Below are 26,785 nucleotides of genomic sequence, written 5' to 3' on the forward strand. Positions count from 1 at the left end.
GCGCAACAATTGCCGCGCTGCGCAATAAGACAGGGCTTCAGCGGGGAGACACGACCAGGGTGCTGCCGCGCACCGCGACGATGCGGTAGCGGCCTGGCGCGGCGGCACAATCGGGCGCCAGCTCCACGGTCCAGTCAGCGCCGCGGTACGGCACGCGGGCGCGCCCGTTGGCGTCCCAGCCGGGCACGTCGAGCTCCTGGCCGATATCGATATTGACGTTGGGATCGGCAGCGGCGTTGCCGCGCCGCAGCTTGCCAAAGCGGGTGCGGCGCAGGCCGGCGATCAGCACCGCCGCGACCAGCGCCGCCACCAGCGTCTGCGCGGCCGGCGACAATCCCAGCAGGGCCCCCACTCCGCCGGCGGCCAGCCCCATCGCCACCATCAGCAGGTAGAAGGTGCCGGTGTTCAGCTCGATGATCACCAGCGCGACCGCTGCCACGAACCAGATGTAGTACGCCATCCAAGCTCCCGTTCGTCCGGATACTTCCCGAAAAAGTAAAAACCCCGCAGCGCCTTTCAGCGTCTGCGGGGCAGTTGCAACACCTGACGCAGGGCCGGTGCTTCCGCCGGCTGCCCGAAGGCGCCGACGATCGTTATTGTGACGTCAAATGCTTCAGGAAGCCAGCTTTTGCCAGGTCTCGACCACCGAGTCCGGATTCAGCGAGATCGACTTGATGCCTTCCTTGGTCAGCCACTCGGCAAAGTCCGGATGGTCCGAAGGGCCCTGGCCGCAGATGCCGACGTACTTGTTCAGGCGGATGCACGCCTCGATGGCGCGCGACAGCATGAACTTCACTGCCGGATCGCGCTCGTCGAAGTCCTTGGCCAGCAGCTCCATGCCCGAGTCGCGGTCCAGGCCCAGCGTGAGCTGGGTCAGGTCGTTCGAGCCGATCGAGAAGCCGTCGAAGTACTGCAGGAACTCTTCGGCCAGGATCGCATTGGACGGCACTTCGCACATCATGATGATGCGCAGGCCGTTCTCGCCGCGCTTCAGGCCGTGCTTGGCCAGCAGCTCGATGACCTTGGCAGCCTGGCCGAGCGTACGCACGAACGGCACCATGATCTCGACGTTGGTCAGGCCCATTTCATCGCGCACGCGCTTCATGGCCTTGCATTCCATCTCGAACGCTTCGGCGAAGTCGTCGGCGATGTAGCGCGAGGCGCCGCGGAAGCCCAGCATCGGGTTTTCCTCGTCCGGCTCATAGCGCGAACCGCCGATCAGCTTCTTGTACTCGTTGGACTTGAAGTCCGACAGGCGCACGATCACGGGCTTCGGGTAGAAGGCCGCGCCGATGGTGGCGATGCCCTCGGCCAGCTTGTCGACGTAGAACGCGCGCGGGCTGGCGTGGCCGCGGGCCACGCTTTCCACGGCCTTCTTCAGGTCGGCATCGACTTGCGGGTAGTCGAGGATGGCCTTCGGGTGGACGCCGATATTGTTGTTGATGATGAATTCCAGGCGGGCCAGGCCGACGCCGCAGTTCGGGATCTGCGCGAAGTCGAAGGCCAGCTGCGGGTTGCCCACGTTCATCATCAGCTTGACGTCGATTTCCGGCATGTCGCCACGCTGGACTTCGGTCACTTCGGTTTCCAGCAGGCCGTCGTAGATACGGCCTTCGTCGCCTTCGGCGCACGACACGGTCACCAGCGTGCCGTCCTTGAGCACGTCGGTGGCGTCGCCGCAGCCGACCACGGCCGGCACGCCCAGTTCACGCGCGATGATGGCCGCGTGGCAGGTACGGCCGCCACGGTTGGTGACGATGGCCGAGGCACGCTTCATCACCGGCTCCCAGTTGGGGTCGGTCATGTCGGCCACCAGCACGTCGCCGGGCTGCACGCGTTCCATCTCGGACGGGTCGTTGATCACGCGCACCGGGCCGGTGCCGATCTTCTGGCCGATGGCGCGGCCGCTGGTCAGCACCGGGGCGGTGCCCTTGAGCTTGAAGCGCAGCTCGGCCTTGCCGGCGGACTGGCTCTTCACCGTTTCCGGGCGCGCCTGCAGGATGTAGATCTTGCCGTCCTTGCCGTCCTTGCCCCACTCGATGTCCATCGGGCGGCCATAGTGCTTCTCGATGATCATCGCGTACCTGGCCAGCTCGGTCACGTCGTCGTCGGAAATCGAGTAGCGGTTGCGCAGTTCGGCGGGCACGTCGACGGTCTTGACGCGGCCGGCTTCGCCCGGCTTGGTGAATTCCATCTTGATCAGCTTGGAGCCGATCGAGCGGCGGATGATCGGGTACTGGCCGGCTTGCAGCGTCGGCTTGAAGACGTAGAACTCGTCCGGGTTGACCGCGCCCTGCACCACCGTTTCGCCCAGGCCGTAGCTGGAGGTGATGAAGACCACGTCGGGGAAGCCGGATTCGGTGTCGATGGTGAACATCACGCCCGAAGAGGCCAGGTCCGAACGCACCATGCGCTGGATGCCTGCCGACAGCGCCACCACGTCATGGGCAAAGCCCTTGTGTACGCGGTAGGAAATGGCACGGTCGTTGTACAGCGAGGCGAACACGTGCTTGATCTTGTCGAGCACGTCGTCGATGCCGCTGACGTTCAGGTAGGACTCTTGCTGGCCGGCGAACGAGGCGTCGGGCAGGTCTTCGGCGGTGGCCGACGAGCGCACGGCGAACGAGGCCTCGGCGCCTTCGCGCTCGGCCACGCGGGCGTAGGACTCGCGGATTTCCTGTTCCAGCCGCGCCTGGAACGGCGCGGCGGCGACCCAGCCGCGGATCTCGGCACCGGCCTCGGCCAGCGCCTTGACGTCGTCGACGTTCAGGGTCTTCAGGCGCTGGGAAATGCGCTCGGTCAGGTTGTTGTGGGCAAGGAAGTCGCGGAAGGCGAGCGCGGTGGTGGCAAAGCCGCCGGGAACCCGGACGCCGGCTTCCGCCAGCTGGGAGATCATCTCGCCCAGCGACGAATTCTTGCCGCCGACGATTTCCACGTCAGCCATGCGCAACTGCTCGAACGGCAGCACATAGGCGCCGTTATCTGCCTGGTTAGTCATGAGAGCCTCAAAACAAAGTAGAAAACTTGTCGCGCATGTCCGGTATGTTCTTGGAGTTCTGTTCCCGGAATGATCGCTTGGCTAAGCAACCCCGAACTGGCGCTGCGGACCTGGCGCTACGGCTCTCATCGCGTAGCGCACATTGTCGACAATTCCGGGCGCGGATTGTTGCACCGGCGGGCACCCTGCGGAATTGCTTAGCGAAAAGATCGCCGCTATTCTACCGTGCTGCGCCGCACTTTTCTGCGGAAGATTGAATCTATTTATTGCGCAATCCCCATGTCCCTGCCAGAAGCGCCTGGAACGGCAATGTCCGCGCCCCAGCCTGGAACGCAGCCTGAATCGCCCTCCGTCCCCCAGGCCGGCGAGCGCCCTGCGGTCCGCACCGTGTTCATCGTCTCGGATGGCACCGGCATCACTGCGGAGACCTTCAGCCACTCCATCCTGGCCCAGTTCGAGATGCGCTTCCGCAAGGTGCGCATGCCCTTCGTCGATACCCCGGAAAAGGCACATATCGCCGTCGGCAAGATCAATGAGGCATTCCACAACGAAGGCGTGCCGCCCATTGTCTTCACCACGCTGGTCAACCAGGAAGCGAACAAGGCACTGCGCCGCGCCAAGGCGATGATCCTGGACATGTTCCAGACCTTCATCGAACCACTTGAGAAAGAACTGGGCCTGAAGTCCACCCATGCCATCGGCCGCTTCCACCAGAATGCGGACACCGAGGCCTACAAGAACCGGATCGAGGCGATCAACTTCTCGCTGGCGCATGATGACGGCCAGTCACACAAGAACCTGGAAGAAGCCGATGTGATCCTGGTGGGCGTGTCGCGCAGCGGCAAGACCCCGACCAGCCTCTACCTGGCCATGCAATACGGGCTGAAGGCGGCCAATTACCCGCTGATCCCCGACGATTTCGAGCGCGGCAGGCTGCCGTCGGCGTTGTATGCGTTCAAGCCGAAGATCTTCGGCCTGTCGATCGATCCGCAGCGCCTGACCGAGATCCGCAACGAGCGCCGCCCCGGCAGCAAGTATGCAGCACTGGAAAACTGCCGTTATGAGGTCAATGAGGCCGAGGCCATGATGCGGCGCGAAGGGATCAAATGGCTGTCGTCGACGCACAAATCCATTGAGGAAATTGCGACCACGATCCTGCAAGAGATCAAGGTCGATCGCGACAACTACTAAGCAAAAAGCGGCCGTTCAGGCCGCTTTCTTCTTGCGCTGCCTGCGCAGCCTCAGGCGGCGCGCCGCTGGCGCACTGCCTCGAACAGGCAGATGGCGGTCGCCGCCGCCACATTCAGCGATTCCAGCCCGCCCGGTTGCGGGATGCCCACCTTGCGCGTGACGTGCGCCATCCAGGCGTCGCTGACCCCTGCCCCCTCATTGCCGACCACCCAGGCCACCGGCCCGCGCAGATCGGTATCGAATACCGCGGCATCGGCGTGCGACGAAGTCGCCAGCAGCGGCACCGCGAGGCGCGGCGCCAGCGACTCAAGCGTGCAGTGCTCGACGATATTCAGGTGAAAGTTGGCACCCATGCCAGCACGCAGCGTCTTGACCGACCAGGCAAAGGCACAGCCGGTGGCAAGGAAGGCATGCTGGATGCCGGCGGCGGCGGCGCTGCGCAGGATTGACCCGACATTGCCGGCATCCTGCACCCCGTCCAGGATGATGCAGTCTTGTTCGATTCGCGCCGGCAGGTGGCCGACCGGCGTCTCGATCACCAGCATCAGGTCGATGCCATTGACCACGCCGCTGATCTGCGTGAACAGTGCATCGGCCAGCACAACCACGCGCTCGACCTCGATCAGCGCCAGCACTGGCGCCACCTCGGCGTGGTCATAGTGGCGCTCTGACACCAGGCAGGTGACGGGCTGGCCGCGTGCTGCGACGTAGGCTTGCGCCAGGTGCACGCCGTCCAGCAGCGACTGGCCGGCCTTGCGGCGCTGGTGGGTAGAACCGGCGAGCGCCTTCAGATGCTTGAACAGCGCGTTGTCGCGCGAGGTGACGTGCTTCACGATGCGGAGATGGTCTGGGTGCCCTTCACTGCACGGCCGTGACGGATAGCGTCGCGACAGGCTGGGTGACTTCAGCGGTGGCGGGCATGGCGGTGAACATGGGCAGGCGGGCCAGCGCCTCGCGCACCGGCGCAAACGAACGGCGGTGGTGCGGCGAGGCGCCGAACTCCGCCAGCGCGGCCAGGTGCTGCGGCGTGGGATAGCCCGAATGCGCGTCGAAGCCGTACTGCGGGTAGGTCTCGTGCAGCACCAGCAGCTCGCGGTCGCGCGCCACCTTGGCCAGGATCGAAGCGGCCGAGATCGCCTTGACCAGCGCATCGCCCTTGACGATGGCCTCCACCGGGAACGGCACCTGCGGGCAGCGGTTGCCGTCGACCTGCACCAGGTCCGGTGTCAGGCCGCTGGCGGCCAGCCCCTGCACCGCGCGCTGCATCGCCAGCATGCTGGCGTGCAGGATGTTCAGCGTGTCGATCTCTTCGACCGTGGCAAAGGCGATATGCCAGCCCAGCGCGCGCTCGCAGATCTTCTCGAAGAGCTGCTCGCGCTTGGCGGCGGTCAGGATCTTGGAGTCCGCCAGGCCAGGGATCGGCCGGGCCGGATCCAGCACCACGGCGGCGGCATACACCGGCCCCGCCAGCGGGCCCCTGCCCGCCTCATCGACCCCGCACAGGCGCTGCACGGCGGTCGCGGCCGGCGCCAGGTCCAGGCCCATCTGCGGCGAGGCGGCATTGCGGCGCGCCATCAGACGGTCCCCCGGCTGTGCATCAGGTCCACTACCACATCGGCGGCCAGTTGCGCGGTATTGCACTTGAGCGTCTCGTGCATGCGGGTGAAATGATCGTACAGGAAAGCCGTGTTGCCCTCGTCGTTGAGCTGCAGCAGGGTCTCGCGGGCCAGCGCCTCGGGCGTGGCATCGTCCTGCAGCAGTTCAGGCACGACAAAGCGCCCTGACAGGATATTAGGCAATCCCACGTAGGGCAGGTAACCCTGGCGCTTCATGATCTGCGCGGTCAGCCAGGGCACCTTGTACGAGATCACCATGGGCTTCTTGTACAGCGCCGCTTCCAGCGTGGCGGTGCCGCTGGCCAGCAGCACCACGTCGGCCGCTTCCATCGCCTGGTGCGACTTGCCGTCGACGATGGTCAGGCGCAGTTCGGGATACTGCGCGTGCAGCGCTTCGATAATGGCGCGCAGCGGCGCGCTCGCCGCCGGCAGCACGAACGCCAGGTTCGGGTCCATGCGCTGCATTTGCGCCATCGCCGCAAAGAAGGTGGCGCCAAGGTTGCGCACCTCGGACTGGCGGCTGCCCGGCAGCACCGCCACCACCCGGTGCCCGGCGGGCAGGCCGAGCTCGGCGCGCGCACCGGCGACGTCAGGCACCATCGGGATCACATCGGCCAGCGGATGGCCCACGTAGGTCGCGGGAATGCCAGCCTTGGCGTAGATCTCCGGCTCGAACGGGAACAGGCACAGGATGTGGTCCACCGCGCGCGCGATGGTGCGGATGCGCCCGCCGCGCCAGGCCCAGATCGACGGGCTGACAAAATGCACCACCGGGATGCCGGCACGGCGCAGCGGCACTTCCAGGCCGAAATTGAAGTCCGGGGCGTCAACCCCGATAAAGCACTGCGGCGGATTGGCCAGCAGCCAGTCGCGCACCGCGCGCCGCGTGGCCAGGATCTCGCGCAGCGAGCCCAGGACCTCGACATAGCCGTTGACCGACAGTGTCTCCATCGGCCAGCGCGAGGTGAAGCCCTGCGCCATCATGCGCTGGCCGCCGATGCCGGCGTACTCGACCGTATCGCCCAGGCGGGACTGCAGCCCGCCCATCATCAACGATGCCAGCAGGTCGCCTGAGGCCTCGCCGGCCACCATGGCGATGGTGCCGCGCTTGTCCGCGGCGCTACCGTTGCCCGTGGGCAAGCCACCCCGAATTGCGGCGTCGACCATTGCGGTCCGGCCTCAGCGTACGATGCCGCGCTGGGTGGCGGCAAGGAAGTCGACAAACGCTTGCAGCGGCGCCGCCGTGCCTGCATCAGCCTGGCCCAGCAAGGCCACGATCTCGTTGCGCGCCTCGTCGAAGCTGAGGTCGGACTTGTAAAGCAGCTTGTAGGCCTGCCGCAGCGCGGCGATCTGGCCGGCGTCGAAGCCACGGCGGCGCAGCCCTTCGACGTTGACGCCGTGCGGCGTGGCCTTGTTGCCGCTCTTGTCGCTGGCGGCGATCACGAACGGCGGCACGTCCTGCACCAGCGCCGAGGCGCCGCCCAGCATCGCATGGGCGCCGATGCGCACGTACTGGTGCACGCCGCTCATGCCGCCCAGGATCGCCCAGTCGCCCACTTCAACGTGGCCGGCGATCTGCGCGTTGCTGGAAAACACGGTGTGGTTGCCGACCGTGCAGTCATGCGCGATATGCACGTAGGCCATGATCCAGTTGTCGTTGCCGAGGCTGGTCAGCCCGCGGTCCTGCACCGTGCCGGTGTGGATCGTGGTGAATTCGCGGATGGTGTTGCGGTCGCCGATCTCGAGCCGGGTCGGCTCGTTGCGGTACTTCATGTCCTGCGGCACGCCGCCGACCGATGCGTAAGGGCCGATCGTGTTGCCCTCGCCGATCGTGGTGTAACCCTCGACCGTCGTATGCGAGCCGACCCGGGTGCCGCTGCCGATCCGCACGTTGGGGCCGACAATGGAGAACGGGCCGACGCTTACGTCGGATGCCAGTTCTGCCTTCGGGTCGACCAGCGCGGTGGGGTGGATTTGCGTCATACGTCCTGTCCTGTGGTGTGTCTGGTGAAGGATGGGCCAATGCGCGGGGCAAAGGTTCCCGTCCGGGCCGCTTGCCCCCGTTGCACGGGGGCACGGCAGTCAGCCGGCGGCGGTGCCACCGGCCGCGGGCGGCCTCACTCGGCCTGCTTCACGGTGCACATCAGCTCTGCCTCGCAGGCCACCTTGTCGTCCACCGTGGCGAACGCCTTGAACTTCCAGATGCCGCGGATATAGCGTTCGACCGTCACGTTCATGTGCAGCTGATCGCCCGGGTACACCACCTGCTTGAAGCGGGCCCCGTCGATGCCGACAAAGTAGTACAGCGCGTCTTCCTTGCGCTCCATGTCGGCGCCGAAGGTCAGCAGGCCGGCCGACTGCGCCAGCGCTTCCAGGATCATCACGCCAGGCATCACCGGATGGCCCGGGAAATGGCCCTGGAAGAACGGCTCGTTCATGGTGACGTTCTTCAGCGTCTTGATGCGCTTCTGCGGATCGAACTCCAGCACGCGGTCGACCAGCAGCATCGGATATCGATGCGGCAGCAGCTTGAGGATCTTGCGAATGTCGATGTCGGCTGCGGTCATGATGATTTCTCTTAGTCTTGTGAGGGTTGGGACCCGGCGGCCTGGCCGCGCAGGCGGCGTTCCAGCGCCACCACCCGTTCGCGCAGCCTGGTCAGGCCGCGCACGATGGCTGCGTTGCGTTCCCACTCGCCGTGCGGCAGGAACGGGAAGACGCTGGTGAAATGCCCCCCGGGCTTGGTAATGGATTTGGTGATCGAGGTGCCGCCCGACACCGTGGTGCGGTCGGCAATATTCAGGTGGCCGGAAAAATTGGCCGCCCCGCCGATCACGCAGAAGCGCCCGATGCGCGTGCTGCCCGATACCGCGGCGCAGCCTGCGATGACCGTATGGGCCCCGACACGCACGTTATGCGCGATCTGGACCTGGTTGTCGATCTTGCAGCCGTCCTCGATCACGGTGTCGGCCATGGCGCCGCGGTCGATTGCCGTATTGGCACCGACTTCCACGTCATTGCCCAGCACCGCGCGTCCCGTTTGCGGGATCTTTACGTATTCCACGCCGGTTGCGCTGATGTCCGGCGCAAAGCCAAAGCCGTCCGCGCCGATCACCACGCCGCTGTGCAGGATGGCGCGGGCGCCGAGCACGCAATGGTGGTAGACCGAAACATTGGCATAGAGCAGCGAATCGTCGCCGATCTCTGCCTGCGCGCCGACATAGCCGTTGGCCAGGATGCGCACCCGCTCTCCCAGGCGCGCGCCGCGCTCGATGACCACGTTGGGGCCGATGTAGCACGAAGGCGGCACCACCGCGTCAGGCGCCACGGTCGCGCGCGGATCGATGCCGGTGCGGGTATCGGTGTTGGCCGCGCGCTCGAAACGCTGCGCCACGCGGGCAAAGCATACGTAGGGATTGCGCGCCACCAGCCAGTTGCGGTCGTCCGCCCTGCCCTCGGCGCGAACGCGCTCGAGGTCGGCTGCCGAGACAATCACGGCGCCGGCCTGCGAATCCAGCGCCTGCTGCAGGTAGAGCGGATTGGACAGGAACGAGAGCTCGCCCGGTCCGGCCTGGTCCAGGGGAGCCAGGCCGACGATCGCCAGGTCGGGGTCACCCACAACCTGCGCGCCGTTCTCGGTGGCGAGCTGACCCAGTGTGGGTGTCTGCATGGCGGTACTTCCTGAAGAAAAAAACGGGAACGAAGGAACAGCGGCGGCTTACTTGCTGCCGGCGTTCAGCGCCTTCATCACTTCGTCAGTGATATCGATGCGCGGGTTCACGTACACCGCTTCCTGCACGATCAGGTCGTACTTGCGCTGTTCGGCCAGCTGGCGGATCACGCGGTTGGCGCGCTCGAGCACCTGCGCCAGTTCTTCATTGCGGCGCTGGTTCAGGTCCTCGCGGAACTCGCGCTGCTTGCGCTGGAACTCGCGGTCAAGGTCGGCCACTTCGCGCTGGCGGCGCTGGCGGTCCGAGTCGGCCAGCACGGCCGTGTCCTTGTCGAGCTTGTCGGCCATGCCCTTGATCTTCTGGGCCATGTCCTGCAGCTCGCGGTCGCGCTTGGAGAATTCCTGCTCCAGTTTGACCTGGGCAGCCTTGGCCGGCTGCGAGTCGCGCAGGATGCGTTCGGAGTTCACGGCGGCAATACGCGCCTCCTGGGCCGAGGCCGGCACCGCGGCGCAGATGGCCGCCGTGGCGAGCGCGGCGGCGCCCAGGGATTTGACCAGTTTGGATGTTGTAATCATTTGAAACAGATCCTCTATCAGAATCAGAATGCCGTGCCGATCTGGAACTGGAAGCGCTGGACCTTGTCATTGGTGTCGCGATTGAGCGGGAAGCCCATGCTGATCTTCAGCGGGCCAATCGGCGACAACCATGACATGCCAAAGCCGGTCGAGTACTTCAGCTCGCTGAAGCTCAGCGGCTGACCTTCCTGGTAGACATTACCGAAGTCAAAGAACGTGAACAGGCGCAGCGTGCGGTCCACGCCCGAGCCCGGCAGCGGGAAGATGAACTCGACGTTGCCGATCATCTTGGAGGCACCGCCCACCGGGTTGCCATTCTGGTCCTTCGGGCCGAGCGTGCTGGTCTGGTAGCCGCGCACCGAGCCGATACCACCGGCGTAGAAGTACTTGAACACCGGGAACGGCGTGTTGCCGTAGCCGTGGCCGTAAGCGACTTCGCCGTTCAGTGCCAGCGTGAAGGACTTCGAGATCGGATAGAAGTACTGCTGCTGCACGCTGGCGCGGTAGTACTGCGTATCGCCGCCCGGCAGCCCGACTTCCAGGTTGGCCTGGGTGTACGGGCCCTTGGTCGGCACCAGCGCGCTGTCGCGGCGGTCACGTGCCCAGCCGATGGTGAACGGGAAGTTGTTGATGCCGTCGCCGGAGCTCTTGCCGATCTTGTTCAGCCAGTCGGTGTACTGGGCCGGCGTATTGACCGAGGTATAGACCTGGGTCCGTTCGTAGCCGATGCCGAAGAACACCGTATCGACTTCCGAGAACGGCACGCCGAACTTGAAGCCACCGCCGGCGGACACGATCTTGTAGTCCTGGTCGCCGGTGTAGTACAGCGGGCGCGAAGTACGGTAGTAAATGTCGGTCGAGCGGCTGATGCCGTCCACCGTGAAATACGGGTCGTACTGCGTCAGCGCGATGGTACGGAACGACTTGGCCGTGTTCACGTCCAGGCCCAGGCTGGTGCCGGAGCCGAACACGTTGTCCTGGCGCAGGCCGGCCTGCAGCACCAGCTTGTCGGTGGACGAGAAGCCCACACCCAGGCTGATCTGGCCGGTCGGCTTTTCAGTCACGTTGACGTTCACATCGACCTGGTCGGGCGCGCCCGGCACGTCTTCGGTGGTGATGTTGGTGTCGGTGAAGTAGCCGGTACGGTTGATACGGGCTTGCGACTGCGTGAGCTTCTCGCTGTCGAACCACGAGCTTTCCATCTGGCGCATCTCGCGGCGCACCACTTCGTCGCGGGTCTTGCTGTTGCCCACCACGTTGACGCGGCGCACGTAGACGCGGCGGCCCGGGTCGACCATCAGGGTCAGCGCGACTTCACGCTTTTCCTTGTCGATCTGCGGTTGCGGGTTGATGGTGGTGAACGCGTAGCCGTAGGTGCCCAGCAGGTCGGTGATGGCCTTGGTGCTCTGCGTCAGCTTCTCGGACGAGAAAATATCGCCCTTCTTCAGCTGCAGCAGTTTTTCCATTTCCTCCTGCTTTCCGAGCAGCTCGCCCGCCAGGCGCACATCGGACACCTTGTACTGGTCGCCTTCCTTGATGTTCAGCGTCAGGAAGATGTCCTTCTTGTCCGGCGTGATCGACACCTGGGTCGACTCGATCGCGAACTCCAGGTAGCCGCGGTTCAGGTAGAAAGAGCGCAGCGCTTCCAGGTCGGCGGTCAGCTTCTGCTTGGAATACAGGTCGTTCTTGGTGTACCAGGACAGCCAGTTCGGCGTGGACAGCTGCATCTCGTCGCGCAGCGTGCCTTCCTTGAAAGCCTTGTTGCCGACGATATTGATCTGGCGGATCTTGGCGACCGGGCCTTCATCCACGTTGAACACGACCGAGACGCGGTTGCGGTCCACCGGCGTGATCGTGGTCTGCACGTCGGCGGCATAGTAGCCGCGCGCGACGTACTGGCGCTTGAGCTCCTGCTCGGCCTTGTCGATCAGTGCCTTGTCGTAGTAACGGGCTTCGGCCACGCCAACGGCACGCAGCGAACGGCGCAGCGTGTCCTTGTCGAATTCCTTGATGCCGACGAATTCGAGCTGCGAGATCGCCGGCCGCTCTTCGACCTGGACCACCAGCACGCCTTCCTCGGCGCGGATCTGCACGTCCTTGAAGAAGCCGGTATTGTAGAGGGCACGGATGGCGTCGGCGCCCTTGTCATCGGTGAAGGTTTCACCGACGCGCACCGGCAGGTAGCCAAACACGGTACCCGGCTCTACGCGTTGCAGTCCCTCAACGCGGATGTCCCTGACGACGAACGGATCGGCAGCCCAGCCCGCCGGGCTCCAGGCTGCAATAACGGCACTCGCCAGCAAGCCCAGCGAAATGCGCTTATGTCTGATCAATGTTGATCCCCTCTTTGATTCCATCCAGGATTGCGCTCCGATGCCTTATTGGACTGCGCCTGGCAAATGGCGTCCCTGGCGACGGTGCCCGACGACACCACCGCCCCCTTGCCGACACACGTTTCTAGCCGTTCGCCAGAAACATTCGGCTGACGTCATTGAACAAAGCGAGCGAAGTCAGGAGCAAGATGCAGGCGATGCCAACCTTCTGCAGCATTGCCTGCCAGTGGTCTGGGACGGGCCGGCCAGTCAAAAATTCCACGCAATAATACAGCAAATGCCCCCCGTCCAGAACCGGAATAGGTAACAAATTCAGTACACCGAGGCTGACACTGACCAGCGCCAGGAAGCTGATAAACGCCTGCAGGCCGAGGTTTGCGGCACGCCCCGCGTAGTCCGCCACGGTCAGCGGACCGCTCAGGTTCTGCAGCGAAGCCTGCCCCACCAGCATCTTGCCCAGCAGCTTGAGCGAGAGCGCGCTGGTGTCCCAGACCTGGCCGGCCGCGCGCGCCAGCGCCTCGTCCGGCCGGTAGCGCACGGTTTCCATCTGCACCGCCTGGCTGAGCGCCGCGCCGAGCTTGCCCGCCGGCGCCGGGGTGGCGCCGCTCGCGTCTTTGGCGCCATCGCGCGCCACGGCGGTGTCGAGCGTCACCGGCACGTCCAGGCGCTTGCCGTCGCGCTCGATGCCCAGTGTCACGGTCTGGCCGGGCTGGCTGCGCACCGCCTTGATCAGTGCGCTGGCCTGCGTGAGCGGGCTGCCCTGCCAGGCAACGATGCGGTCGTCCTGTTTCAGTCCGGCGCGCTCGGCGGCCGAGTCCGGCAGCACCTCGGTAATCGTCACCGGCCCGCCTTTCAGGTTCAGGCCCAGCGTGGCCAGCGGATCCTGTTCGGGATTGCTGCCGGTATTGGGCAGACGCGGCAGCGTTACGTCGCGCTCTGCCCCGTCGGTGCCGCGCACGCGCAGCACGGCGCGCGCATCGCCAAAGCCCTCGGCGAATACGGCCATGCGCAGGTCATTCCAGGAGCGCACCGCTTCGGTATCGCCATTGGCGGTCAGCGACAGCACCCGGTCGCCTTCGCGCACGCCGGCCTGCGCCGCCATGGTGCCGGCCGCGGGCGCGGCCACCACCGGCACGGGCTCGCGCATGCCGCCGGCAAAGAGCGCGAAATACAGCACGATTGCCAGCGCAAAATTGGCCAGCGGGCCAGCCGCCACGATCACGAAGCGCTTGCCGACCGGCTGGCGGTTGAAAGCCCGCGGCAGGTCGGCCGGGTCGATCGGCGTGTCGCGCTCGGGGTCGACCTCGCGCTCGTCCAGCATCTTGACGTAGCCGCCCAGCGGGATGGCCGCCACCGTCCATTCAGTCCGGTCGCGGCTCTTCGAAATCCAGCGCAGCAAGGGCCGCCCGAAGCCGATCGAGAAACGCAGCACCTTCACGCCGCAGGCGCGCGCGGCGAGGTAGTGCCCCATTTCGTGCACATAGATCAGCACGCACAGGGCAACGATGAAAGCGAGTACGGTTTGCATGGAGTCGGGACGTCGGTAACGATGGCTGGACTGGCGCGCCGGACCCCAGGGGGTCCAGTGCCGCCGCAGCCGCTATTGTCGCAGATGCGGCAAGCCGCCCCGCCGGATCAGCGGTTTGCAGCCAGGGCGGCCACGCCCGCGCGTGCCGCCTCGCGCGCCAGCGCGTCGGCTGACAGCACCGCTTCGAGCGTATCGGCAGGCCCCTTAGGTGCCGCTTCAAGCACCTGGCGGACGATGCCGGCAATGTCCGTGAAGCGCACTTTACCACCCAGGAATGCCTCGACCGCCACCTCGTTGGCCGCATTGAGAGCCGCCGGCGCCACACCGCCAGCGCGCAGTGCATCGAAGGCCAGGCCCAGGCACGGGAAGCGCACCAGGTCCGGCTTCTCGAAGTGCAAGCCTCCGGCCACCGTCAGGTCGAGCGGCGTCACGCCCGCATCGATCCGTTCCGGATACGCCAGGCCATAGGCGATCGGCGTGCGCATGTCCGGGTTGCCCAGCTGCGCCAGCACCGAGCCATCGGTGTAGGCCACCATCGAATGCACGATGCTCTGCGGATGGATCAGTACCTCGATGCGCTCGGCGGGGGCGCCGAACAGCCAGTGCGCCTCGATGACTTCGAGGCCCTTGTTCATCATGGTGGCGGAGTCGACCGAGATCTTGCGGCCCATGACCCAGTTGGGATGGGCGCAGGCCTGGTCGGGAGAGATATCGTGCAGCGTGGCCGGGTCGCGCGTGCGGAACGGCCCGCCCGACGCGGTCAGCAGCACCTTGGCCACGCCCCGGCCGTAGCGCGGATCGTCGGCCGGCAGGCACTGGAAGATGGCATTGTGCTCGCTGTCGATCGGCAGCAGCGTGGCGCCGTGCTCGCGCACCGCATCCATGAAGATGCGCCCGGACATCACCAGCGCTTCCTTGTTGGCCAGCAGCACGCGCTTGCCGGCACGTGCTGCCGCCAGCGTCGGGCGCAGGCCTGCGGCGCCGACGATGGCGGCCATCACCGCATCGGTCAGCGCATCGGCGGCCACGGATTCCAGCGCGGCTTCGCCGTGGCTGACCTCGGTCTTCACGCCGGCATCGCGCAGCAGTGTTTCCAGTTCGCGCGCTGCCTCAGCGGTCCCCACCACGGCGTGGGCCGGGCGGAATTCAATGCACTGGTCAGCCAGCTTGCGCACCTGCCGGTGGGCGGTCAGCGCATGCACCGCATAGCGGTCGGCATGGCGCCTGATGACGTCGAGCGTGCTTTCGCCAATGGAGCCGGTGGCGCCCAGGATGGTAATGCGATGCATAGCAGGCGGCTTCAGAGAAAAATCAGCATCAGGGCCGCCAGCGGGAACACTGGCAGCAAGGCGTCGATGCGGTCCAGCACGCCGCCATGGCCGGGCAGCAGCCGGCTGCTGTCCTTCTTGCCGACCTGGCGCTTGAGCAGCGACTCGAACAGGTCGCCGACCACGCTCGCCGCGACCAGCAGCGTGGTCAGAACCGCCACATAGGCCAGGCCGCCACGATCGCCCATCGCGGAGAACCACGTCGGTGCAAACGCATGGGTGGCGGCGAGCGCCAGGCCGATCACCAGCGCCAGCAGCCAGCCGCCAATGGCGCCTTCCCAGGACTTGCCCGGGCTGATGCCAGGCGCCAGCTTGCGCCGGCCGATGGCCTTGCCGGTGAAATATGCGCCGATATCGGCCGCCCACACCAGCACGGCCGCGGTCAGCAGCACGCCAATACCGGCGCCGCGCAGGATCATGGTGGCATGGGCGAACGCGGGCAGCATCACCAGCCCCAGCAGCACGCCCAGGGCGGTAAACGACGGCGTCGCGGTACGCACGCCGCGCGCCAGCAGCACCACTGCGACGCCCCAGCAGACTACCGCGGCTTCCAGCAGCCAGGTGGTGGCGTGGCGCAGCGGCAGGTCATGCCAGGCAATGGCCGCGATCAGGCACGCCAGCGCATAGACATAGGGCCACGGCCCGCGCAGCCCGATCAGGCGGCCGAATTCCCAGCCGGCCAGCAGCACGATCACGGCCACCAGCCCGGCCAGTGCCGCGGGCGGCGCCAGGAACAGGATTGGCAGGATCAGCAGCAACAGGCACAGGGCGGTGATGACGCGGGTGAGGAGCATGCGCTGCAGTCCCGTGAGAGGTTGGAGTAGCCAGGGTCAGGCCGTACCCGATAGTCCCGGGGCGACCAGCTGTGCGCTGGTGCGGCCGAAACGGCGTTCGCGCTGGCGGTACGAGGCGAAGGCCTTGTCCAGTTCGGCGGCGTCGAAATCCGGCCAGAAAACGTCGGTGAAATACAGCTCGGAATACGCCAGCTGCCACAGCAGGAAGTTGCTGATGCGCTGTTCGCCGCCGGTGCGGATGAAGAGGTCCGGCTCCGGCGCATAGGCCATCGCCAGGTGCGGCGCCAGCATCGATTCGTCGATCGAGGCCGGGTCGAGCATGGGCGAGCGCGCCAGCATCTTGCGCATGGCCTGAAGCAGGTCCCAGCGGCCGCCGTAGTTGGCGGCGATGGTCACGGTCAGGCCGGTGTTGCCGGCCGTGCGCGCCTCGGCATCGCGGATCATCTGCTGGATGCGGGGGCTGAAGCGGTCCAGGTCGCCCACCACCCGCAGCCGGATGTTGTTGGCGTGCATCTTCACCACTTCGCGCCGCAGGGCCATCATGAACAGCCGCATCAGGAACGAGACCTCGTCCGGCGGGCGCCGCCAGTTCTCGGAACTGAAGGCGAACAGCGTCAGGAACTGCACGCCGCGGGCGGCGCTGGCTTCCACCACCGCGCGCACCGCGTCCAGCCCCCGGGTGTGCCCGGCAACGCGCGGCAGGTGCCGCTGGGTCGCCCAGCGGCCGTTGCCGTCCATGATGATGGCAACGTGGCGGGGGACGTAGGAGGTGTCGGGTACGTCGAGCGTTGAACTGATGTGCTGCATGATGGCAGACGGTCGTTGACTGCCCCGGCCATGCCGGGACGGGGTCAGACCGTCATGATCTCCTTCTCTTTCTCGGCGACCATCTTGTCGATCTCGGCCACGTACTTGTCGGTCAGCTTCTGCACTTCGTCCTGGCCGCGGCGCTCGTCGTCCTCGGAGATGGTCTTGTCCTTGACCAGCTTCTTGAACTGCTCGTTGGCATCGCGGCGCAGGTTGCGCACTGCAATCTTGGCGCCCTCGGCCTCGCCCTTGACGACCTTGGTCAGCTCCTTGCGGCGCTCTTCGGTCAGTGCGGGCATCGGCACGCGGATCACTTCACCCATGGTGGCCGGGTTCAGGCCCAGGTCGCAGTCGCGGATGGCCTTCTCGACCGCGCCCACCATCTTCTTTTCCCAGGGCTGCACCGTGATGGTACGCGCATCGGCCAGGCCGATTGCCGCGACCTGGCTGATGGGGACCATCGAGCCGTAGTAGTCCACCTGAACGTGGTCGAGCAGGCCGGTGTGGGCACGGCCGGTGCGGATCTTCGCCAGATCGGCCTTGAAGGCTTCGATCGACTTCTGCATTTTTTGCTCGACGCTCTTCTTTGTGTCGGCGACGCTCATTTTTACCTCCGGAAATCAGCCAACCATGATCCCCCTGGCGGGGATCGAAAATGAATCATTCTACTCTTTGCCCGGCCGGATACCAGCGTTGCAGCGCGGCATCCGCCGCCGGACTCACACGTGCACCAGGGTACCCTCGTCCTCGCCCAGGATCACCCGCTTGAGCGCGCCCGGCTTGACGATCGAGAACACCTTGATCGGCAGCTTCTGGTCACGGCACAGCGCAAAGGCGGTGGCGTCCATCACCTGCAGGTTGCGGGAGATGGCCTCGTCGAAGGTGATGGTGGTGTAGCGCGTGGCGCTGGGATCCTTCTTCGGGTCGGCGGTGTACACGCCGTCCACCTTGGTGGCCTTGAGCACAATCTCCGCCCCGATCTCGGCGCCGCGCAGCGCGGCGGCGGTGTCGGTGGTGAAGAACGGGTTGCCGGTGCCGGCGGCGAAGATCACCACCTTGCCCTCTTCCAGCTGGCGGATCGCGCGCGGGCGGATATAGGGCTCGACCACCTGGTCCATGCGCAGCGCCGACTGCACGCGGCCTTCAATATTGGCGTGGCGCATCGCGTCCTGCAGCGCCAGTGCGTTCATCATGGTGGCCAGCATGCCCATGTAGTCGGCGGTGGCGCGGTCCATGCCGGCGGCGCCGCCCGCGACGCCGCGGAAGATGTTGCCGCCGCCGATGACCACCGCGACCTGCACGCCGAGCTTCACGATCTCGGCAATGTCGTTCACCATCGCCTCGATGGTGGAGCGGTTGATGCCGAAGGCATCTTCGCCCATCAGGGCTTCACCGGACAGTTTCAGAAGGACGCGCTTGTAGGCTGGCATGTTCACCCTCGGACAGGAGCAAATCGCTCGGTTGAGACGATTTTGAGACATATGTTTTTGGCACCGGCGGCGCGGATCGTCGCGCCGCCGGCGGAAGAAAGCCGGTTTTCGGGGTGACCCGGGCCTGCCGGACCACCACGGAAACTGGCTGCTGCAGTGCAACGCGGCCTGCGCCGCGCGCGACTACTTATGCAGAGGGGCACCTTACGGCGCCCCTGCGGCATTATAGGCGCCCGGACCGGCCCGAACGGGCAGTCCGCGGCGCCCCGGACATCAGCCCTTCTGGGCAGCGGCCACCTGGGCGGCCACTTCAGCGGCGAAGTCGTCCTGCTTCTTCTCGATGCCTTCGCCCACCACGAACAGGGTGAAGCCCTTCACGGTCGTGTTGGCGGCCTTCAGCATCTGCTCAACCGTCTGCTTGTCGTTCTTCACGAACGGCTGGTTGAACAGCGAGACTTCCTTCAGGTACTTCTGCACCGAACCCTCGACCATCTTGGCGACGATTTCGGCCGGCTTGCCCGACTCGGCAGCCTTCTGCTCGGCAATGCTGCGCTCCTTGGCGATCAGGTCGGCGGGGACCTGCTCGGCGGACAGCGACACCGGCTTCATGGCGGCCACGTGCATGGCCACGTCCTTGGCGGCGGCTTCGTCGCCATCGAACTCGACCATCACGCCGATGCGGGTGCCGTGCAGGTACGAAACCAGCTTGCCGCCGTTGGCGTAGCGGGCAAAGCGGCGAACCGTCAGGTTCTCGCCGATCTTGCCGATCAGGGCCGTGCGGGTGGCTTCAACGCTCACGCCGTCGATTTCCAGCGCCGACAGGGCGGCCACGTCGGCCGGGTTCTGCTTGGCGATCAGTTCGGCAACCTTGGCCGAGAAAGCCAGGAAGTCGTCATTCTTGGAGACGAAATCGGTCTCGCAGTTCAGTTCGACCAGCACGCCGGTGGTGCCGTCGATGAACGATGCGACCACGCCTTCAGCGGTCACGCGCGACGCAGCCTTGCTGGCCTTGTTGCCCAGCTTGACGCGCAGCAGCTCTTCGGCCTTGTCCAGGTCGCCGTCGGCCTCGGTCAGGGCCTTCTTGCATTCCATCATCGGCGCGTCGGTCTTCGCGCGCAGTTCTGCAACCATGCTTGCGGTAATTGCCGCCATTTGTCACTCCTTGAATGGTTCACGCCGGCTGCCGGCAGTCGCCTGCGGCACCCGGTCGGTGGGTCTACAGCACACCCGCGGCAAATACTGCCTGCGGCGGATGACAACAATTCAAATTCAAAAAAAGGGGGCGCCAGATGTGCCCCCTTTTCTATTGCCCTTCTTGCCCGGCTGCCGGCGTACCCCGGCTTTCGCCTTGCGCGCAGCCCGTGGTGACGGGCGGCAAGCGTTGCTTGTCTGTCGTGCGGTGACGATGCGCGCTAGCGGCTTCCTTTCCGGCAATCAGGCGGCGGGCAATCAGCCTTCCTGCACTTCGACGAATTCGTCGTCGCCACCGCGCGCGGCCTCGACCACTTCCTGCACGGCGTTGGCACGGCCTTCCAGGATCGCGTCGGCCACGCCGCGCACGTACAGGGCCACGGCCTTGCTCGAGTCGTCGTTGCCCGGGATCACGTAGTCGATGCCTTCCGGCGAGTGGTTGGTATCAACCACGCCGATCACCGGCACGCCCAGCTTGTTGGCTTCGGTCACGGCAATCTTGTGGTAGCCGACGTCGACCACGAAGATCGCGTCAGGCACGCCGCCCATGTCCTTGATGCCGCCGATCGACTTTTCCAGCTTCAGCATCTCGCGCTCGAACATCAGCGCTTCCTTCTTGCTCATGGTGTCCAGCGCGCCGGCTTCCTTGGCGGCTTCCATGTCCTTCAGGCGCTTGATCGAGATCTTGACCGTCTTGAAGTTGGTCAGCATGCCGCCGAGCCAGCGGGCGTCGACGTAGGGCATGCCGGCACGGCCAGCTTCTTCAGCCAGGATTTCGCGCGACTGGCGCTTGGTGCCCACGAAAAGGATGGTGCCGCGATTGGCTGCCAGCTGACGCACGTACTTCATTGCGTCCTGGAACATCGGCAACGTCTTTTCGAGGTTGATGATGTGGATCTTGTTGCGATGGCCGAAGATGAAGGGGGCCATCTTCGGGTTCCAGAAGCGGGTCTGGTGGCCAAAGTGGCAACCGGCTTCCAGCATTTCGCGCATGGTAACGGACATGTAAATCTCCAAAGGGTTAGGTCTGAAGCCCGCCCCGACATTCCTGAAAAGGAACACCCCGGATAGGCGGGCCTGCGATTTCAAACAACAGCAGGAATATCTCCTGCAAAATACCGACCTGGCGGACGCAATGCTGCACCGCAACCAAGTCAGCCCGCTATTGTAGCAACAAAAGTGCGGCCCGCTCAAGCCGCCCGATGCCCTGGCGCCCTGCGGACTCAGCCCAGGACAGCGGCACACGGGCTGCGATCTGGCCCCGATGGTGCGATAATCCTACATTGACCTTTCGATTTCGGCGCGGCCAGTGGCCTCGCCATCACTTTTTGGCGACGCAGTATGAGCATTCACCTGAACACCGCCGAAGACATCGCCCAGATGCGCGTCGCTTGCCGCCTTGGGTCCGAGGTCCTCGACTACATCACGCCCTTCGTCCAGCCAGGTGTCACCACCGGCGAAATCGACCGCCTGTGCCACGCCTACATGCGTGAAGTGCAAGGCACTGTGTCGGCGTGCCTGAACTATGCTCCCCCCGGCTATCCGCCCTTCCCCGGCGCGATCTGCACCTCGGTCAACGACGTGATCTGCCATGGCATTCCGGGCGACCGGGTGCTCAAGAGCGGCGATGCCATCAACCTGGACATCACCGTCATCACCAAGGAAGGCTACTACGGCGACAACAGCCGCATGTTCATCGTCGGCGAGGGCTCGATCCTGGCCAAGCGCCTGGCGCAGGTGACCTATGAATGCATGTGGAAGGGTATCGCGCAGGTTCGCCACGGCGCCCGCCTGGGCGACATCGGCCACGCCATCCAGGTACACGCCGAAGCCGCCGGCTACAGCGTGGTGCGCGAGTACTGCGGCCACGGCATCGGCAAGAACTTCCACGAAGACCCGCAGATCCTGCACTACGGCCGCCCGGGCACCGGCGCCGAGATCAAGGCCGGCATGATCTTCACCATTGAGCCGATGATCAACGCCGGCAAGCGCGATATCCGCACCATGCCCGACCAGTGGACGGTCAAGACCCGCGACCGCAGCCTGTCGGCGCAGTGGGAGCACACCGTGCTGGTCACGGAAACCGGCTACGAGGTCCTCACGGTATCGGCCGGGAGCCCGGCACCGCCGGCCTTTATCACCGATTCCGTCGCGGCCTGAGGCCGCACTGAAGCCAGGGGCGCCTGACCGGGCGCCTTTCTTTTTCCAGCCGTGCCCACCAACCCGCTCCTCGAGCCCGCCATCTCCATGGACACCACGCCGGAACTGCTGCTTGCCGCGCGCGTGCGCGACCAGCTCAAAGCCGACAAGCAGGCGCTGTTTGCCGACTTCAACGCCAGCGCCAACGTCGGCACGCTGATCACGCGGCTGCGCCGCGCCGTCGACGCCGCGCTGGTGGAAGCCTGGCGCGGCCTGGAGATGCCCGCGGGCGCGGCACTGGTGGCGGTGGGCGGCTACGGCCGCGGCGAGCTGCTGCCGTACTCCGACGTCGACGTGCTGCTGCTGCTGCCCGCCGAGCCCGACCATGACACCACCGGGCGCCTGGAGCGTTTTATCGGCCTGTGCTGGGACCTTGGGCTGGAGATCGGCTCTTCGGTGCGCACCGTGGACGATTGCATCCGCGAGTCGCGCCAGGACGTCACCATCCAGACCTCGCTACTGGAAGCGCGGCTGCTGACCGGCAGCCGCAAGCTGTTCGAGTCGATGCGTACGCGCTACCTCGCCGACCTGGACCCGGCCGCGTTCTTCCAGGCCAAGCTGCTGGAAATGCGCCAGCGCCACGCCAAATACCAGGACACGCCCTACGCGCTCGAGCCCAACTGCAAGGAAAGCCCGGGCGGCCTGCGCGACCTGCAGGTGATCCTGTGGATGACCAAGGCGGCGGGCCTGGGCGACAGCTGGAAAGAACTGTTCGAGCGCGGCCTGCTGACGCAGCGCGAAGCGCAGGAGCTGGCGCGCAACGAGCGCCTGCTCAAGACCATCCGCGCGCGCCTGCACCTGGTGGCTGGCCGGCGCCAGGACGTGCTGGTATTCGACCTGCAGACCGCGCTGGCGGAGTCCTTCGGCTATCGCCAGACCACCAACAAGCGCGCCAGCGAACAACTGATGCGCCGCTACTACTGGGCGGCCAAGGCGGTCACGCAGCTCAACAGCGTGCTGCTGCTGAACATCGAGGCGATGCTGTTCCCGAGCGAGTCTCAGGTGACGCGCGTGCTCAACGAGCGCTTTGTCGAGCGCCAGGGCATGCTGGAGATCACCAGCGACGACGTCTATGAACGCGACCCGCACGCGATCCTGGAAACTTTCCTGCTGTACCAGCGCACGCCCGGCGTGAAGGGCCTGTCGCCGCGCACGCTGCGCGGGCTGTACAACGCGCGCACCGTGATGAACGCGGGCTGGCGCAACGATCCGGAAAACCGCCGCCTGTTCCTGGCCATCATGCAGGAGCCGCAGGGCATCACCCATGCGCTGCGCCTGATGAACCAGACCAGCGTGCTGGGCCGCTACCTGATCAACTTCCGGCGCATCGTCGGCCAGATGCAGCACGACCTGTTCCACGTCTACACCGTGGACCAGCACATCCTGATGGTGGTGCGCAACATGCGCCGCTTCGCCATCGTCGAGCACACCCACGAGTTCCCGTTCTGCAGCCAGCTGATGGCCAGCTTCGACAAGCCGTGGGTGCTGTCGGTGGCAGCGCTGTTCCACGACATCGCCAAGGGCCGCGGCGGCGACCACTCAAAGCTTGGCACCGTGGATGCGCGCCGCTTCTGCAAGCAGCACGGCATTGCGCGCGAAGACGCCGACCTGATCTGCTGGCTGGTCGAGCACCACCTGACCATGAGCCACGTGGCGCAGAAGCAGGACCTGACCGATCCCGACGTGATCCACGCCTTTGCCCGCGTGGTCGGCAGCGAACGCTACCTGACCGCGCTCTACCTGCTGACCGTGGCCGACATCCGCGGCACCAGCCCCAAGGTATGGAACGCGTGGAAGGGCAAGCTGCTGGAAGACCTGTACCACATCACGCTGCGCGTGCTGGGCGGCGCGCGCGTGGATTCGCATTCGCTGTGGTCGCAGCGCAAGGAGGACACCATCTCCGAGCTGCGCCTGAAGGCCTTCGACCCGGCGCTGGGCAAGTCCCTGTGGGCGCAGCTCGACGTGGCCTTCTTCCTGCGCCACGATTCGCACGATATCGCCTGGCTCACGCGCCACCTGTACAACAAGGTGGACAGCCCCACGCCGGTGGTCAAGGCACGCGTCTCCCCCGCCGGCGAAGGCCTGCAGGTGGCGGTCTACGTCAAGGACCAGCCCGACCTGTTCGCGCGCATCTGCGGCTACTTCGAGCGCAAGGCGTTCTCGATCCAGGACGCCAAGATCCACACCACGCGCCACGGCTACGCGCTGGACACGTTCCAGGTCACCGACCCCGGCATGGCCGGCGACGGCGGCAGCTACCGCGACATCATCGCGCTGGTCGAGCACGAACTGTGCGAGCGGCTGCGCCTGCAAGGCGCACTGCCCGACCCCACGCAGGGGCGGCTGTCGCGCCAATCGCGCAGCTTCCCGATCAAGCCGCGCGTGGACCTGCGCCCGGACGAGCGCGGCCAGTATTACCTGCTGTCGCTGTCCGCCAACGACCGCACCGGCCTGCTGTACGCCATCGCCCGCGTACTGGCACGGCATCGCGTATCCGTCCACACGGCACGCATCAACACCCTGGGCGAACGCGTCGAAGACGTGTTCCTGGTCGACGGCAGCCGCCTGGCTGCCGACAACCGATTGCAGATTCAGCTTGAACAGGACTTGCTCGCCGCCCTCGCCATCTGAGGCGGGCGGGCAGCATCAACATATGACCGACAGCAATTCGCCGAAGCGCAAGACGCTAGGCATCAAGGCCGCCAGCGACACCGGCACGGCCGCGCGCAAGACCGGCACCCGCCCCGTGCGCGTGTCCGACCTGAACCGCAAGCGCGTGCAAGCCGTCTCCGAAGGCATCAAGCGCGCCCAGCAGCGCGCCGGCGGCAAGACCGGCGGCCGTCCGGCCCAGGGCGAACCGCAGGCCGGCGCAGCCCAACCGCGCAAGCCCCGCGCGCCGCGTCCCGCTGACGGCGAACGCCAGGCACGCCCGCGCCGCCCGGAAGGTGGCGAGGCGCGTCCGCGCCGCTTCGGCGATGACGAAAGCCGTCCCCGCCGTTATGGCGACGACCGGGGTGAGGCACGCCCGCGGCGCTTCGAAGGCGGCGAGTCGCGCCCGCCGCGCCGCTTCGGCGACGACGACAATCGCCCGCGTCGCACTGGCGATGATCGCGGCGAGGCACGCCCGCGCCGTTTCGAGGGCGGCGAAGCGCGCCCGCCGCGCCGCTTCGGCGACGACGACAACCGCCCGCGCCGTACTGGCGACGATCGCGGCGAGGCACGTCCGCGCCGGTTCGAGGGCGGCGAAGCGCGCCCGCCGCGCCGCTTCGGCGACGACGACAACCGTCCGCGCCGCACGGGCGACGATCGCGGCGAGGCACGTCCGCGCCGGTTCGAGGGCGGTGATTCGCGTCCGCCGCGCCGTGCTGGCGAGGACAACAACCGTCCCCGCCGTTTCGAAGGCGCCGAATCGCGTCCACGCCGCGTTGGCGATGACGAGAACCGCCCCCGCCGCTTCGAAGGCACCGACTCGCGCCCGCGCCGCTATGGCGATGACGAGAACCGTCCCCGCCGCTTCGAAGGCGCCGACTCGCGTCCGCGCCGTTATGGCGATGACGACCAGCGCCCGCGCCCCGCGCCGTCGGGCGAGCGCCGCCGTGAAGGCACCGCTCCGGCACGCCGCTTCAGCGACGCCGCCGACCGCATCCGCACCGCCGGGCCGGCACGCCAGCAGGCACCGGCCGCGCGCCAGGAAAAGCCCGCGCCCGCCCGCGCCGAGTCCAGCCACGACGACGGCCTGGTGCGCCTGTCCAAGCGCATGTCCGAACTGGGCCTGTGCTCGCGCCGCGAAGCCGACGAATGGATCCCGCACGGCTGGGTGCTGGTCGACGGCAAGCCCGTGACCGAACTGGGCAGCCGCATCCGCCCCGACGCCGAGATCGAGATCATGCAGGAAGCGCGCTCCGAACAAGGCGAGCGCGTCACGGTGCTGCTGAACAAGCCGGTGGGCTACGTCTCAGGCCAGGCCGAAGACGGCTACGAGCCGGCCGCGGTGCTGTTCGCCCCCGAGAACCAGTGGGAAGGCGACCCCACGCGCAAGCGCTTTGCCCCGTGGCAACGCAAGAGCCTGGCACCCGCCGGCCGACTGGATATCGACTCAACCGGGCTGCTGGTGCTGACGCAGGACGGCCGCGTTGCACGCGCGCTGATCGGCGAGGATTCGACCGTCGAGAAGGAATACCTGGTGCGCGTGGTATGGCATTCACCGCAGGGCGTGGTCGAGCGCAATATCAGTGCAGAATTCCCGGCCGATGATCTCGAGCTGCTGCGTCACGGGCTGTCGCTGGATGGCGTGCCCCTCAAGCCGGCCAAGGTGAGCTGGCAGAACGAGGAGCAGCTGCGTTTCGTGCTGCGCGAGGGCCGCAAGCGCCAGATCCGTCGTATGTGCGAACAGGTTGGACTGCAGGTGGTCGGCCTCAAGCGCGTGCGCATGGGACGCGTGGTGCTGGGGGATCTGCCGCCAGGCAAGTGGCGGTTCCTGGGGCAGTTTGAGAAGTTCTGATTCCGGAATTTGCCGACACAAAAAAACCGGTCCCCAGGACCGGTTTTTTTGCGCCTTGCGCGGGTTCGATACCGCGCCGCACAGCTCGTCAATCGTCGCTATTCGGCGGCAAATCCGGAAACAACACCTCCGTAAACCCAAACTGCCTGAAGTCCTTGATTCGCATCGGATACAGGATGCCCTGCAGGTGGTCGCATTCATGCTGCACCACACGCGCATGGAAGCCCTCAGCCACGCGCTCGATGCGGTTGCCCATCAGGTCGTGGCCGCTGTATTTTATCCGCAGGTGGCGCGGCACCACGCCGCGCAGGCCGGGGACTGACAGGCAGCCTTCCCAGCCGTCTTCCATCTCGTCGGACTCCATTTCCAGCACCGGGTTGATCAGCACCGTCTTGGGCACGGTGGGCGCGTCCGGGTAGCGCGGGTTGCGGTCGAAGCCGAAGATCACCACCTGCAGGTCCACGCCGATCTGCGGCGCGGCCAGGCCAGCGCCGTTGGCGTGGTCCATGGTGTCGAACATGTCTTCGATCAGCGTGCGCAGCTCCGGCGTATTGAAGCGCTCCACCAGCCGCGCCACCTGCAGCAGGCGCGGATCGCCCATCTTGAGAATCTCGCGGATCATG

At 66.1% G+C, this 26,785-nt stretch carries 23 protein-coding genes; 4 read left to right on the plus strand and 19 right to left on the minus strand.

Translation table 11 applies throughout. The features are described from left to right. Positions 1 to 37: 37 nt before the first annotated feature. A complete protein-coding gene (locus tag ACW4E8_RS05665; RefSeq protein WP_456803619.1) occupies positions 38 to 460 on the minus strand; it encodes an NfeD family protein in 423 nt (140 codons plus the stop codon). A gap of 153 nt (positions 461 to 613) precedes the next feature. Next, complete coding sequence (ppsA, locus tag ACW4E8_RS05670; protein ID WP_456803620.1) at positions 614 to 2,998, minus strand: phosphoenolpyruvate synthase; 2,385 nt, start codon at positions 2,996 to 2,998, stop codon at positions 614 to 616. 387 nt (positions 2,999 to 3,385) lie between these two features. On the opposite strand from ppsA, the gene ppsR reads away from it, so the two are divergent. Continuing rightward, the gene (gene ppsR / locus ACW4E8_RS05675) at positions 3,386 to 4,189 is read left to right on the plus strand and encodes a posphoenolpyruvate synthetase regulatory kinase/phosphorylase PpsR (protein ID WP_010809585.1); all 804 of its coding nucleotides are present in this window, start codon (positions 3,386 to 3,388) and stop codon (positions 4,187 to 4,189) included. 50 nt (positions 4,190 to 4,239) lie between these two features. Here the strand turns inward: ppsR and ACW4E8_RS05680 are convergent, their stop codons facing one another. The 16 genes from ACW4E8_RS05680 to rpsB all read right to left on the minus strand — a co-directional run bounded on the left by ACW4E8_RS05680 (position 4,240) and on the right by rpsB (position 20,467). After that, a complete protein-coding gene (locus tag ACW4E8_RS05680; RefSeq protein ID WP_456803621.1) occupies positions 4,240 to 5,022 on the minus strand; it encodes a TrmH family RNA methyltransferase in 783 nt (260 codons plus the stop codon). A gap of 25 nt (positions 5,023 to 5,047) precedes the next feature. After that, positions 5,048 to 5,764: a ribonuclease HII gene (gene rnhB, locus ACW4E8_RS05685; RefSeq protein ID WP_456803622.1), complete on the minus strand. Its 717-nt coding sequence runs from the start codon at positions 5,762 to 5,764 to the stop codon at positions 5,048 to 5,050. Next, entirely contained in the window at positions 5,764 to 6,972 is a 1,209-nt protein-coding gene (gene lpxB / locus ACW4E8_RS05690) for a lipid-A-disaccharide synthase (RefSeq protein WP_456803623.1), read from the minus strand. Before lpxB ends, rnhB begins: the two co-directional genes overlap by 1 nt. 12 nt (positions 6,973 to 6,984) lie before the next feature. After that, on the minus strand, positions 6,985 to 7,788 hold the full coding sequence (gene lpxA / locus ACW4E8_RS05695; RefSeq protein WP_456803624.1) for an acyl-ACP--UDP-N-acetylglucosamine O-acyltransferase: 804 nt from the start codon (positions 7,786 to 7,788) through the stop codon (positions 6,985 to 6,987). Between the two features lie 134 nt (positions 7,789 to 7,922). After that, positions 7,923 to 8,372 (minus strand): 3-hydroxyacyl-ACP dehydratase FabZ, encoded by a 450-nt coding sequence (gene fabZ, locus ACW4E8_RS05700; RefSeq protein WP_013956950.1) that lies wholly within the window; start codon positions 8,370 to 8,372, stop codon positions 7,923 to 7,925. Between the two features lie 11 nt (positions 8,373 to 8,383). Continuing rightward, on the minus strand, positions 8,384 to 9,475 hold the full coding sequence (gene lpxD / locus ACW4E8_RS05705) for a UDP-3-O-(3-hydroxymyristoyl)glucosamine N-acyltransferase (RefSeq protein ID WP_456803625.1): 1,092 nt from the start codon (positions 9,473 to 9,475) through the stop codon (positions 8,384 to 8,386). A 48-nt stretch (positions 9,476 to 9,523) separates the two neighbouring features. Next, the gene (locus ACW4E8_RS05710; protein WP_456803626.1) at positions 9,524 to 10,051 is read right to left on the minus strand and encodes an OmpH family outer membrane protein; all 528 of its coding nucleotides are present in this window, start codon (positions 10,049 to 10,051) and stop codon (positions 9,524 to 9,526) included. Between the two features lie 23 nt (positions 10,052 to 10,074). Next, positions 10,075 to 12,408: an outer membrane protein assembly factor BamA gene (gene bamA / locus ACW4E8_RS05715; RefSeq protein ID WP_235205634.1), complete on the minus strand. Its 2,334-nt coding sequence runs from the start codon at positions 12,406 to 12,408 to the stop codon at positions 10,075 to 10,077. Positions 12,409 to 12,508: 100 nt separating this feature from the next. Further along, complete coding sequence (gene rseP, locus ACW4E8_RS05720; RefSeq protein WP_456803627.1) at positions 12,509 to 13,912, minus strand: RIP metalloprotease RseP; 1,404 nt, start codon at positions 13,910 to 13,912, stop codon at positions 12,509 to 12,511. Positions 13,913 to 14,019: 107 nt separating this feature from the next. Then, positions 14,020 to 15,201: a 1-deoxy-D-xylulose-5-phosphate reductoisomerase gene (gene ispC / locus ACW4E8_RS05725; protein ID WP_456803628.1), complete on the minus strand. Its 1,182-nt coding sequence runs from the start codon at positions 15,199 to 15,201 to the stop codon at positions 14,020 to 14,022. Positions 15,202 to 15,212: 11 nt separating this feature from the next. Further along, positions 15,213 to 16,034: a phosphatidate cytidylyltransferase gene (locus ACW4E8_RS05730; RefSeq protein WP_456803629.1), complete on the minus strand. Its 822-nt coding sequence runs from the start codon at positions 16,032 to 16,034 to the stop codon at positions 15,213 to 15,215. Positions 16,035 to 16,070: 36 nt separating this feature from the next. Then, positions 16,071 to 16,841 (minus strand): isoprenyl transferase, encoded by a 771-nt coding sequence (locus ACW4E8_RS05735; RefSeq protein WP_456803630.1) that lies wholly within the window; start codon positions 16,839 to 16,841, stop codon positions 16,071 to 16,073. Between the two features lie 44 nt (positions 16,842 to 16,885). Further along, positions 16,886 to 17,446 (minus strand): ribosome recycling factor, encoded by a 561-nt coding sequence (frr, locus tag ACW4E8_RS05740; RefSeq protein ID WP_035815509.1) that lies wholly within the window; start codon positions 17,444 to 17,446, stop codon positions 16,886 to 16,888. 114 nt (positions 17,447 to 17,560) lie between these two features. After that, positions 17,561 to 18,271, minus strand: coding sequence for a UMP kinase (gene pyrH, locus ACW4E8_RS05745; RefSeq protein ID WP_456803631.1), 711 nt, complete (start codon positions 18,269 to 18,271; stop codon positions 17,561 to 17,563). 273 nt (positions 18,272 to 18,544) lie between these two features. Continuing rightward, on the minus strand, positions 18,545 to 19,423 hold the full coding sequence (tsf, locus tag ACW4E8_RS05750) for a translation elongation factor Ts (RefSeq protein WP_035815508.1): 879 nt from the start codon (positions 19,421 to 19,423) through the stop codon (positions 18,545 to 18,547). A gap of 297 nt (positions 19,424 to 19,720) precedes the next feature. Further along, positions 19,721 to 20,467: a 30S ribosomal protein S2 gene (gene rpsB / locus ACW4E8_RS05755; RefSeq protein WP_013956961.1), complete on the minus strand. Its 747-nt coding sequence runs from the start codon at positions 20,465 to 20,467 to the stop codon at positions 19,721 to 19,723. A gap of 336 nt (positions 20,468 to 20,803) precedes the next feature. On the opposite strand from rpsB, the gene map reads away from it, so the two are divergent. The 3 genes from map (at position 20,804) to ACW4E8_RS05770 (ending at position 26,162) form a co-directional block, all read left to right on the plus strand. Beyond that, on the plus strand, positions 20,804 to 21,622 hold the full coding sequence (gene map / locus ACW4E8_RS05760; protein WP_456803632.1) for a type I methionyl aminopeptidase: 819 nt from the start codon (positions 20,804 to 20,806) through the stop codon (positions 21,620 to 21,622). A gap of 87 nt (positions 21,623 to 21,709) precedes the next feature. Next, positions 21,710 to 24,292, plus strand: a complete 2,583-nt coding sequence (locus ACW4E8_RS05765; RefSeq protein ID WP_456803633.1) for a [protein-PII] uridylyltransferase — start codon at positions 21,710 to 21,712, stop codon at positions 24,290 to 24,292. A gap of 22 nt (positions 24,293 to 24,314) precedes the next feature. Further along, positions 24,315 to 26,162 carry a pseudouridine synthase gene (locus ACW4E8_RS05770; protein ID WP_456803634.1) on the plus strand — a complete coding sequence of 616 codons (1,848 nt, stop codon included), beginning with the start codon at positions 24,315 to 24,317 and terminating at the stop codon, positions 26,160 to 26,162. Between the two features lie 88 nt (positions 26,163 to 26,250). Here the strand turns inward: ACW4E8_RS05770 and def are convergent, their stop codons facing one another. Continuing rightward, entirely contained in the window at positions 26,251 to 26,784 is a 534-nt protein-coding gene (gene def, locus ACW4E8_RS05775; RefSeq protein ID WP_456803635.1) for a peptide deformylase, read from the minus strand. Position 26,785 lies beyond the last annotated feature (1 nt).

The sequence above is a fragment of the Cupriavidus sp. CP313 genome (assembly GCF_054072015.1).